General features: G+C 70.0%; 7 protein-coding genes. 4 read left to right on the forward strand and 3 right to left on the reverse strand.

Features of this window, described 5'->3' with window-relative positions; genetic code table 11:
* The first annotated feature begins 54 nt into the window (after window positions 1-54).
* Genes Q0C41_RS10495 through Q0C41_RS10510 form a run of 4 tightly spaced genes read left to right on the forward strand, consistent with a single transcriptional unit; the run spans window position 55 to window position 5,699 of the window.
* Window positions 55-3,117, forward strand: a complete 3,063-nt coding sequence (locus Q0C41_RS10495; protein WP_291983525.1) for a response regulator — start codon at window positions 55-57, stop codon at window positions 3,115-3,117.
* On the forward strand, window positions 3,114-3,956 hold the full coding sequence (locus Q0C41_RS10500) for a protein-glutamate O-methyltransferase CheR (protein ID WP_291983526.1): 843 nt from the start codon (window positions 3,114-3,116) through the stop codon (window positions 3,954-3,956). The genes Q0C41_RS10495 and Q0C41_RS10500 overlap by 4 nt, the downstream gene beginning before the upstream one ends.
* Window positions 3,953-4,555, forward strand: coding sequence for a chemotaxis protein CheB (locus Q0C41_RS10505; RefSeq protein WP_291983528.1), 603 nt, complete (start codon window positions 3,953-3,955; stop codon window positions 4,553-4,555). The genes Q0C41_RS10500 and Q0C41_RS10505 overlap by 4 nt, the downstream gene beginning before the upstream one ends.
* Complete coding sequence (locus Q0C41_RS10510) at window positions 4,548-5,699, forward strand: HAMP domain-containing sensor histidine kinase (protein WP_291983529.1); 1,152 nt, start codon at window positions 4,548-4,550, stop codon at window positions 5,697-5,699. The genes Q0C41_RS10505 and Q0C41_RS10510 overlap by 8 nt, the downstream gene beginning before the upstream one ends.
* Window positions 5,700-5,730: 31 nt before the next feature.
* Here the strand turns inward: Q0C41_RS10510 and Q0C41_RS10515 are convergent, their stop codons facing one another.
* From Q0C41_RS10515 to Q0C41_RS10525, 3 genes are all read right to left on the reverse strand, one after another.
* Complete coding sequence (locus tag Q0C41_RS10515) at window positions 5,731-6,234, reverse strand: molybdenum cofactor biosynthesis protein B (RefSeq protein ID WP_291983530.1); 504 nt, start codon at window positions 6,232-6,234, stop codon at window positions 5,731-5,733.
* Between the two features lie 50 nt (window positions 6,235-6,284).
* Window positions 6,285-9,020 (reverse strand): GH116 family glycosyl-hydrolase, encoded by a 2,736-nt coding sequence (locus Q0C41_RS10520; protein WP_291983531.1) that lies wholly within the window; start codon window positions 9,018-9,020, stop codon window positions 6,285-6,287.
* Window positions 9,021-9,106: 86 nt separating this feature from the next.
* Window positions 9,107-11,373, reverse strand: a 2,267-nt coding sequence (locus Q0C41_RS10525) for an adenylate/guanylate cyclase domain-containing protein (RefSeq protein WP_291983532.1), incomplete at its 5' end; no start/stop codon positions are given.

Consider the following 11,373-nt stretch of genomic DNA (forward strand, 5'->3'; position numbering starts at 1 on the left):
CCCGAATCCGCGTCGTGAGTAATGATCGCGCTACCGGATGTCCCGGAACGCCCCGTGAACGTCAAACGTCCTGCGCTCTTCTACGCTCTCCTGCTGCTCACCGCCATGCCGGTGTTCGTCGCCGACTGGTATACGCCGCTCGGCGTCTCCGTCTGGATTCTGTACCTGGTGCCACTGGCGCTGACGCTGCTCGGCCCGTCCGTGGACGCCCCCATTTTCGGGGCGGCGCTCATCACCGCGCTGGTCGGGCTCACCACCATCACCGACGCACACACGATTCCAGGCGTCGGCTACGCCAACCGCATCTTCGGCATGTTCGTCATCTGGCCGGTGGCGGTGCTGACCCGCCAGCTGCTCATCACCCGCAACGCGATGCACTACGAATCGCGGCTGCGCGGTGTGCATGGCGAACTGCTGCGCGAACTGCAGGGCGAGGCGGGCGTCGACGAATTGTCGCGGCGGACCCTCCGCGTGGTGGGTCGAGCCCTGTCGGCGCCGGCCTCGGCGATCTATGCCTCGGACGACCAGCGCGTCTTCCGCCTGACGGCCTCGGATGGCGTCGACGTCCAGGTGCTGCCGACGGAAGTCTACCGGGGCGACGGGCTGATCGGACAGGTCATCGATTCGGGGCAGTGGCACGTGGTCGAGGACGTGCCGTCCGAAGCGTTCAGGATGAGTACGGCCCTCACCAGCGGGGCGCCGCGTCATCTCGCGCTGATGCCGCTGGCGGTCGACGACGAGCGCTACGGCATCCTCGAGCTGGCGCTGAACCAGCGGCCCGACACCTTCGCCCGCGACCTGCTCGAACGCGTCGCCGCCAGCGCCGCCATCGCCCTGCGGACTGCCGCCTTCCGCGAACGCGTGCGGTCGCTGCTGGTGGAGACGCAACGGCAGCGCGACGAAGTGCAGGCGCAGCAGGAAGAACTCCGGGTGGCCAACGAGGAGCTCGAGGAACAGAGCCTCGCGCTCAAGACGAGCCAGTCGCGCCTGCAGGAGCAGCAGGCCGAACTCGAAGCCACCAACGCCCAGCTCGAGAGCCAGACGCAGGAACTCGAAGTGCAGCAGCAGGCGCTCGCAGAGTCCGCCGCGCGGGCCGAGCAGGCCAGTCAGTACAAGTCCGAGTTCCTCGCCAACATGTCGCACGAGCTGCGGACGCCGCTCAATAGCGTGCTCATCCTCGCCAAACTGCTGGCCGACAATCGCGGCGGCGGGTTGAGTGCCGAGCAGGTGCGCTTCGCCAACACGATCCACTCGTCGGGGTCGCACCTGCTCACGCTGATCAACGACATCCTCGATCTCGCCCGCATCGAGTCCGGCCGCACCGATCTGAGCATCGAGACGATCGATCTGCACACGCTGGCGGACGGCCTGCGCGAGATCTTCGAGCCCATCGCCCGCGATCGCGGCCTCGACTTCTCGGTCGAGGTGTCCGACGACGCGCCTCGGTCCATCACGTCCGACGCCGTCCGGCTGCAGCAGGTCGTGGTCAACCTGCTCTCGAACGCCTGCAAGTTCACCGTGACCGGCCACGTGCGGCTGCGCATCGAGGCGACGACCGACGGCGCCGTGGCCCTGCACGTCCAGGACACCGGCCCCGGCATCCCGCCGGACAAGATCGACCTCATCTTCGAGGCGTTCCGCCAGGTCGACAGCAGCACGCAACGTCGCTTCGGTGGCACCGGACTCGGGTTGTCGATCTCGCGGCAGCTGGCCCACCTGCTCGGTGGCGAGCTGCTCGTGGAGAGTGTGGTCGGGCAGGGCAGTCGCTTCAGCCTGGTGGTGCCGCAACACCACGTGCCGCGTCCCGAGTCGGCCGCCGCGACTCCTGCCGTGGCGGCAACCACGGCCACCGTCGCGCCCGTCATGCCGGTGCGGCGTGCCCAGGCGCGGCCGCCCGCGCTCTCGGCGCCGGCCGTCCTGGACGACCGCGGGTCGCTGGCACGTCCCGATCGTCTGCTGCTCATCGTCGAGGACGACCCGGCCTTCGCCGGCATCCTCTACGACCTGGCGCACGAACTCGAGTTCGACGGCGTGGTGGCCAGCACGACCGACGAAGGCTTCCGGCTGGCCACCGAACTGCGCCCGACCGGCATCCTGCTCGACGTCAGCCTGCCCGACGGCTCGGGACTGGCGCTGCTGGACCGCCTCAAGCGGACGCGGTCCACGAGGCACATTCCCGTGCACATGATGTCGGTCGACGACCACACGCAGACGGCGCTCGCGCTCGGCGCCGTCGGCTATGCGGTCAAGCCGGCGACGCGCGAGACGCTGCTCGAGAGCGTGCGTCGCATCGAGGCCCAGACCCAGCGCAGCGTGCGTCGCCTGCTGATCGTGGAAGACGACGAGGCGCTGCGCTCGAGCATGGTGGCGCTGCTGCAGCTCGAGGGCGTCGAACTGCACGACGTCGGTACCGGACGCGAGGCACTGCAGCGGCTCAGCGACATCACCTACGATTGCGTCGTGCTCGATCTCAGCCTGCCCGATGCCACTGGCTTCGACGTGCTCGATGCCATGAGCGCGAGCCAGACGCACGCCTTTCCGCCGGTGATCATCTACACGGGCCGCGCCCTCTCGGCGGCCGATGAGGAGCGCCTCCGCCGTTACTCGCGCTCGGTCATCGTCAAGGGTGCGCGCTCGCCCGAGCGCCTGCTCGACGAGGTGACGCTGTTCCTGCATCGGGTCGAGTCGACGCTGCCGACGGCATCGCAGCGGATGTTGCGCGCGGCCCTCGAGCGCGACGAGATCTTCGAGGGACGTCGCATCCTGCTGGCCGAAGACGACGTTCGCAACATCTTCGCGTTGTCGGCGGTGCTCGAGCCGCGCGGCGCGACCATGGTCATCGCGCGCAACGGGCGTGAGGCCGTCGACCTCGCGCGGGCCGAGCGCCCAGACCTGGTGTTGATGGACATCATGATGCCCGAGATGGATGGGCTGACCGCGACCAGGGCGATCCGCGCCGAGCCGGCGCTGCGGGAGGTGCCGATCATCGCGCTCACGGCCAAGGCGCGCCGCGAGGACCGCGATCAGTGTCTCGAGGCCGGGGCCAACGACTACATGGCCAAGCCGATCGACGTCGACAAGCTCGTGTCGCTCTGTCGCGTGTGGATGGCCCGGTGACCGGCGTCGAGACGACGCCGGACGACCGGGCCGCCGACGTCGAGTTCGAACTCCTGCTCGAGGCGATCTGGCGGCGCTACTCCTACGACTTCAGGCACTACGCCCGCGCCTCGCTCCGGCGGCGCGTGACCAGCGCCATGCGACGCCTCGGTGTCGAGCGGATGTCGCTGCTGCAGGAAGCGCTGCTGCGCGATGTCGACCTGTTCACCCGGCTGCTGACGATGCTGTCGGTGCCTGTCAGCGACTTCTTCCGCGATCCGGCCTACTTCACCGCCCTGCGCCAGGACGTGCTGCCGATGCTCGCGACCTATCCGTCCCTGAAGATTTGGGTCGCCGGCTGCAGCACGGGCGAGGAGGTGCATTCGATCGCCATCCTCCTCGACGAGCTCGGCCTGCTCGACCGGGCGCTCATCTACGCCACCGACATCAACCCGGAGGCACTGCGTACGGCGGAGGCCGGCGTGTACCCGCAGGCGCGGGTGCCGGGCTTCACCCGCAACTACCAGGCGGCTGGCGGCACGCGGTCGCTGTCGGACTACTACACGGCAGCGTACGATCGCGTGGTCTTCGATCGACGGCTGCGGGCCAGGGTCGCGTTCTCGGATCACTCCCTCGCCACCGACGCCGTCTTTGCCGAGGTGCAACTGGTGTCCTGTCGCAACGTGCTGATCTACTTCGATCGGGTGCTCCAGGCCCGGGCCGTCCAGCTGTTCCACGATGCCCTGGTGCCGCGCGGGTTCCTCGGCATCGGGTCGCGCGAGAGCCTGCACGGGTTCGCGACCGCCAGGTCGTTCGAGGTCGTGTCCCGCGAGCAGCGCCTGTACCGGAGGCTGGCGTGAACGAGGCCCTCGTCGACACCCTGCGGCTGCACCCGCCGTCCGTCATCGTCATCGGCGCCTCGGCTGGCGCCGTCGATGCGCTCATGCAACTGCTGCCACCCCTGCCCGCGGACCTGCCGGTGCCGGTCGTCGTCGTGGTCCACGTGCCGGCCGATCGCCGCAGTGCGTTGCCGCAACTCTTCGCCCAGACGAGTGCCCTCACGATGTGCGAGGCGGAGGACAAGATGACGCTCCAGCCGGCGACCGTGTACTTCGCTCCGCCCGACTATCATCTGCTCATCGAGCACGACGGGACACTGGCGCTGTCGGTGGACGAGGCCGTGCACTACTCGCGGCCCTCGATCGACGTGCTCTTCGAGTCCGCGGCCGAGTCCCGCGGCGACCGTGTGCTCGGCATCCTGCTCTCGGGCGCCAGCCGCGATGGCGCGCTGGGACTGGCGAGCATCCGCGAGGCCGGCGGCCACACGTGGGTGCAGAGCCCCGAGACCGCCCAGGTTGCCGTGATGCCGCGGGCCGCCCTGGAACTCGCGCCGCACGTCACGCTCGACCCGGCCAGCATGGGCCGCATCCTGGCCGATTGGGGCACACGCCGTGGCTGACGCCGCCCTGCTCGCCGGACGTGCGTCGCGCCCCGACGGGGCCATCGCCCCGGTCTCGGTGCTCGCCGTCGACGACATCCCCGACAACCTCGAGGTGCTCGAGGCGCTGCTCGCCGAACCTGGACTGCGGGTGCTGCGGGCCTCGGGCGGCCCGGAGGCGCTCGAGATCCTGCTGCGGCACGACGACATCGCCGTGGCGCTGCTCGATGTGCAGATGCCGGGCATGAACGGCTTCGAGCTTGCGGAGCTGATGCGCGGCGCCGAACGATCGCGGCACATCCCGATCATCTTCCTCACGGCGGCGGCGCCCGAGTCGGCGCGCCTGTTCCGCGGCTACGAGGCCGGCGCCGTCGACTTCCTGTTCAAGCCGCTGGACGTGGCGCTGGTGCGCAGCAAGGTGCAGGTGTTCACCGAGCTGTTCCGCCAGCGTCAGTTGCTGGCCGCGCAGCTCGAGGAGCATCGGCAGCTCGTGCGGATGTCCGAGATGCTCTTCGGCGTGCTCGGGCACGATCTCCGCACGCCGCTCGGCGCCATCATCTCGTCGGCCGAGGTGCTCCGCCTGCGGACACGCGACGACCAGACGTTGCAGCGGATGGTGGCGACGATCCAGTCGGCGTCGGGCCGGATGACGCGGCTGATCGCGCAGCTGCTCGACTTCGGTGCAGCCCGCCTCGGCAATCTGCCGATTCGCCCGCGTGTCACCGACCTCGCCGTGCTGTGCGACACGGCCATCGCCGAACTCCACGATCGGCAGACGTTCGAGATGCAGCGCAGTGGCGACACGGCCGGCACGTGGGATCCCGACCGCCTGCTGCAGGTGATTTCCAATCTGCTCGGCAACGCCGCCACGCACGGCGACCACGACACGGCGGTGCAGGTCCGGGTGAGCGGCGACGACCCGGCGGAAGTCCGCCTGGAAGTCACCAACCCCGGCACCATCCCGAGCGAGATCGCCACCGCGCTCTTCACGCCCTTCGTGACGTCGAGCAGCACGACCCGCGGCACCGGACTCGGCCTCTACATCGTCGACCAGATCGTGCGCGCACACGGCGGCAGCGTCACCGGATGCAGTACCGACGGGCGGACGTCGTTCGTCGTCCGGGTGCCCCGCCACGCCGTGCCCCACGACCCCTCTGTGGGGTAGGGCCCGCTCTCCGAGCGGGCCGCACCCTCGATCACCGCCGCGCTTCGCGGACCAGGTGCCCGAGCTCGGGCAGCACCAGCTTGTCCATGGCCAGCCGCACCGCATGGACCGAGCCCGGAAGGGCGATGACCACGCGGCACTGCGAGATGCCGGCACACGCGCGACTCAGCATCGCCGCCGCGCCGATCTCCTGGTAGCTGAGCATCCGGAACAGCTCGCCGAAGCCGGGGATGGGCTTGTCGAGCATCGTCATGATGGCTTCGTGCGTGTTGTCGCGCCTGGCGACGCCCGTGCCGCCCGTCGTGAGGATCGCATCGACGTCGTCGCGTGACCGCTGTGCCTGGACCCAGCGCTGCACGGCGCTCGGGTCGTCCTTCACGAGCCCCCGCATCACGATGGTGTGGCCGTGGTCCTCGAGCAGCGAGACGAGGGCAGCGCCGCCGCTGTCCGTGTCGAGCGTTCGGGTATCAGAGATGGTGAGGACCGCGCAGCGCACGGAAGTGGGCGCCGCCGCGCGGTGGTCGGTGTGAGACACCCCAGCATTATCGCAGGTGGCACCGGCGACCGTCGGACAGGGTCCGACGGCTACATCACGACCTCCCAGTGCTCGCCGGCCACCAGCGGCGGACGATCGAGCGGACTCACGCCGCGCCCGTCGATCCGCAGCCGCTCGATGGCCAGGGTGCCTTCGTGGACGTGCAGCGTCAGCCGGAGCTCGCGGCGATCCGGCGCGACGCGGGCGACGGTCATCTCGCCGGACGCGCGGCCGGTGGACCAGGGATAGCGGCCGAGGCGACCACCAATCGAGAAGGTCTTCGTGACGGCGGAGTAGTGGAAGCCCGTGATCGCGAGGATGGCCGCCCAGCTGGCCATCGCCCGTGCATAGTGGTGGCCGCACTCGGCCTCGTCGAATGGGTTGCGGCGCTGCCCGTCGTAGCGGGCGCGGATCATCCCGATGCAGCGCAGGCCTTCGGCTTCGAGCCCCTCGTACAGCATGCCGACGGCGGCGGCGTACTCGAAGCCCGTCATCACCTCGGTGAAGTACGGAAACGGGTTCTCCGGCCGGCCCTTCGGATAGCTGGCCATGAGCAGCGCGGCATCGTCGGCCATCGCGAAGACGCGCATGTTGTTGAAGTGCCCGTGCATGTCGGCGCGCAGGTTGTACCTGAGGATGCTCTGAAGCGTCGTCCGGGCATGCGCGGGGTCGACGAGCGATCCCAGGTCGCACACACGCGCCATGAACTGACCCACGAGCTGGTCGACCAGACAGCCATCGGCCAGCTGGAACTCGGGACGGGTCACGTCGGCCGCGCCCATGCCCACGAGCAGGCTGGGCGCCACGGCGTCGGCGCTCGACGGCGGTCGCACCTCGTGCTGGTAGTACTCGCCGTTGAACAGGTGCGTATCGATCCACGTGCGGCCCCGCGTGTAGAGGTCGCGGCACGTCGACGCGAACGCGGTGTCGCCGAGGTGCCGGGCCATCTCCTCGGCGGCCCGCAGTGCGCCGAGGTACCACAGGCCCATCTGCGGATTCGGGCCGTAGTACTCGACGTCCATCGTGTTGTGCTGGCAGCCTTCCATCACGCCGTCGCGATCGGCGTCCCAGCCGCCGGGAATCCAGCAGAACTCCATCGCACGACGGATGGCCGGCCAGAGCCGCCGCAGGTCGGCCTCGCGGCCCGAGAGCTGCCAGTCGCGATAGACCTTCATCACGCAGCCCATCTGGCCATCGGCTGCCGCCTTGCCGAAGGCCTTGCCCCGGGCCAGCGGCAGGTGCACGCGGAAGCTCATCATCCCCTGGTCGTCGATGGCGTGGCCGAACTCCACTTCACGCATCGACCAGGCGAGATCGCCGAAGAGGAAGGCAGTGGCCTGCTCGTAGTTCCACACGTGCGTGCACGAGCCGTGACAGCAGCCCTGGGAGTCGGCGATGCCTTCCCAGCCGAACAGCGTGCCGTCGGGCGTGCGGAAGCAGGTCTGCGTGCGCAACGTGCTCACGTTGAACAGCGCCGCCTCCTTGACGACCACCGGGAGGTCGCTGCGGCACACGCTGGTGACGAATGTCGCCGTGCGCGTTCGCAGGCCGTCGAGGCGGGACGTCTCGCGCGCCAGCACATCCCAGGCGTCGGCATACCTGGTCGAGTAGTGATTGCCGATCCGATCGTCGCCCGATGGCGGCGTGTTGGCGGGCGTCCACGTGTAGCGGTTGGGGAAGTGCCACGCCAGCAGCAGGGACACCTCGCGTGTGGCGCCTGCGGGCACCTCCAGCGTGACCGCCAGCGAGGCCACCGGCGTCTCCACCTTCGGGTCACTCGCTCGCGCGTCGAGCCGGCCATCGGCCGAGAAGTCGTCCCAGAAGTCGAGCAGCGGCACACCCCAGCGCGGCGCCACCCACGACGTGCGGCGCGAGATGCCCGTCGTGGCCGTGGTGGCCAGGGCGATGGTGCCAAAGGCCTCGTGCAGGGGATCGACGCCCGCTGACGACAGGAACACCCCGTGCAGCCCGTCGCCGTCGCGCAGCACGTTGACGTTGCCCTTCGCGCCAATGGCCTGCCGGTCGCCCTTCCAGTCCTTCGACGTCTGCGAGCCGTCCACGCCGATGAAATTCGGCAGTGTGGCGCACACCGCGGCCGTCACCGGCACCGCCGTGGTGTTGCGGAGTTCGACGACGATGGAGACGAGCGGGAGGCTGCTGGCGTCGGCATCGGTCGGCACCAGCGGGTTGAACGCCTTCAGATGGACCTCGAGCGGCACATCCGGATCGGACAGCACCACACGGCCGAACGGGTACGCCGTCGCGAACGTGGCCTGCCGGAAGCGTGGCAGGTTCAGGTTCGGTCCGGGCGCCCCGTGGCTGCCCTCGTACTGATCGGCGGAGACAGGACCTTCGAGCAGGCGGCACACGGACGGCTCGCTGCCGCGTTGCGTGAACAGCGCGAGGAACGGCGCCGCACCGGCCATCGTCGGCACGAAGCCCTTGCCCGGGCGGTTCATCACCTCCCAATCGCGCAGGTCACCGCGGCCGCCCAGGGACACCGTGCCGGTGCCGATCCCGCCGAGGGGCAGCGCGATGCGTGCGAGATGGTCACGGTCGTACACGCGCAGCGACGGCCACGACGGATCGTCGAGCAGGCGCTCCACGTCAGCTGCGGCGGCGGCGGTCGTCGTGACGTGGGGCGTGTCGCTCGTCTCGTCGCGTGCCGGCGATGCGGCGGCCACCGGGGCGGCGGCCCCCGTCAGCCCCAGCCCCACCAGTCGCACGAAGTCCCGTCGATCGACGCGGGGGGCGCAGTCTCCACCCGGACAGCACTCGTCAGCCATGGCATCCAGTTCCACGATGGGTAGGGCCCGTTCTCCGAACGGGCCGTTGGTGGCGGCCGGCTCGGAGAGCCGGCCCTCCCCTCGGATTAGAACGTGAAACTCCACTGCAACGACAGCAGGTCGTCCCGCGGGTCCTCGCGGCCGACCGTGCGGTTGATCATGTACTCGGCCCTGACCTCGCTGCTCCGGCCCAGACGATAGCCGGTGCCGATCTGGTGCCGCTGCATGTCGTAGTCCCAGCGGTCACGGGCGCCCGACGACGTCGCCAGGTCGCGGAAGGTAATCGCGTTCGTTCGGATGGCGACGAACCAGCCTGCGGTGAGCGTGGCCTGGGCTTCGACGTAGCCCGAGAGATCCCGCGGCGCCTCGATCACGTTGGCGACCTCCCAGCGGTTGACCAGCACTTCGCCGCGCACGGCATACCGTCCGCGCTCGAACGTCACGTCGAGGCCCCAGGTCTCCTGGGCCTGTCTCGGGGCGTCGACCGTCGGTCGCATGTAGGCGCCGTTGGCGTAGGAGGCGGCAACCTGGACCTCGGGGCGGAGGCGCCACCGTACGTGGCCGACGGCAGAAAGGCCACCCGGCGCGTCGAGGCGCCAGCGATCCCAGTCGGCGGGATCGGCCGAGACGGCGCTGCTCGTCACGCCGCCGGTCGCCGAGACCGGGCCCGCACCGACCGACAGCGTGGCGCCGATCGGGTACGGCACGGCCCACACGATCGGCAGGCCCGCGGCCCTGAAGGCCGGACGGTTCTTCCACGTGAACACGCCGTCGTTGGCGGCCGGGAATTCGGTGGCCGACATCACGGTCCGGTAGTCGTAGGCGAGTGGCGGCCGGATGAACGGGTCGGCCTTCGTGTGGGCGCGCCCCGGGTAGCCACCGAAGGGCGAGACGAACTTGCCGGCCTGCACGCTGACCGCGCGGCCGACCACCGGCGTGTAGCGCACGAAGGCCTGCTGCAGGTGGAGGCGCAACGGGCCGCTGCGCGCCGGCTGCCCGCGATCCACGCGCACTTCGCTCGAGAAGAAGAGGTAGCGTCCGATGAAGACATCCGTGAACAGGCTCACGCGTCCGGCGACGAACGGGTTGGTGCCCTCCAGGTGCCAGGCGGGCTCGTCCTGCGGCACGAACAGGTCGACGTCGATGCGGGCGCTGGGCACGATCTGCACGAGGCCGCCCGGTGAGTCGTAGCGCACGCCGCGCTGGTCCAGCGTCGGCTGATCGAACACCTGCGCCGGCGCCGGAGCGGCGGCGGTGACGAGGCAGGTGCCGACCAGCAGCGCGGTGCCGATGGCACCGCCGACGGAACGGCCTCGTGCTGGCTCGCGCAACCCCTCGACACGATACGGGGCGATCGGGGTCGAGAAGCCCTTCACGAGCCGTGAAGGCAGGGGCGCCGCGTCGACGGCGTCGCGCACCCGCTCGAAGGTCTGCTCGCCGATCAGAATCTCTCCCGGCTGCGCTTCGGAGCACAGCCGCATGGCGGCGTTCACGGAAGCGCCGAGCACGGTGTAGTTCAGGCGGGTCGACGACCCGGAGTTGCCCGCGACCGCCGGCCCCGTGTTCACCCCGATGCCGATTGCCAGCGGGTCCTCGCCACGCGCGCGTCGCGTGCGATCGAGTTCGGCGGTCACGCTCCGCAGCAGCAGCGCGGCGCGCACGGCGTGCAGGGCATGCTGCGGATCGGCCACCGGTGCGCCCCACACCGCCATGACCTGATCCCCGACGTACTTGTCGACGACGCCACCCTCGGCGGCGATCGCGGCCGCGGCGAGCTCCAGCCATTCGTTCAGCATGTCGATCACCTGCTCCGGCGTGTGGTGCTCGGTCATGGCCGAGAAGCCGCGCACATCGGCAAACAGCGTCGTCACCTCGCGGGTCTCGCCGCCGAGACGGAGGTCGCTCTTCAGCAGCGCCTCGGCGACATCGGGCGACACGACCTTGTCGAGCACGCTGCGGTAGCGCTCCTTCAGCAGCAGTCCCCCGGTCATCTGGTTGAACCCCTCGGCCAGGGTTCCGAACTCGTCGTGATGGGGAACGTCCACCGTGAAGTCGTAGTCGCCGCGCCTGACGCGATCGGTCGCGCCGAGGAGAATCCGGATGGGCGCCGTGAGCTGCTGCGACAGCACGGCGCCAAGGAGGACGGCCAGCAGCAGGGCGGCGACGGCGGCGAGCAACTCGACGCGCCTGATGCGGTCGAAGGGCGCCAGCACGTCGGCGAGGGGCACCGCGATGACCGCCGCGACTCGGTCGGCCGCCGGCAGTTGCGTGGCCGTCAGCGCCAGTCGGCGCCCGTCCAGCGTGAGGTAGGTCGGCGCCTCGCCCCGGGCGGCTGCGATCATCGGCCCCGCGA

Origin of the sequence: Luteitalea sp., from assembly GCF_022842525.1 — a bacterium.
Classification (GTDB): domain Bacteria; phylum Acidobacteriota; class Vicinamibacteria; order Vicinamibacterales; family Vicinamibacteraceae; genus Luteitalea.

What these genes read in the sequence shown, in the direction of transcription:
- Q0C41_RS10520 (WP_291983531.1), bottom strand. Translation starts at nt 9,020, where the DNA reads ATGGCTGACGAGTGCTGTCCGGGTGGAGACTGCGCCCCCCGCGTCGAT.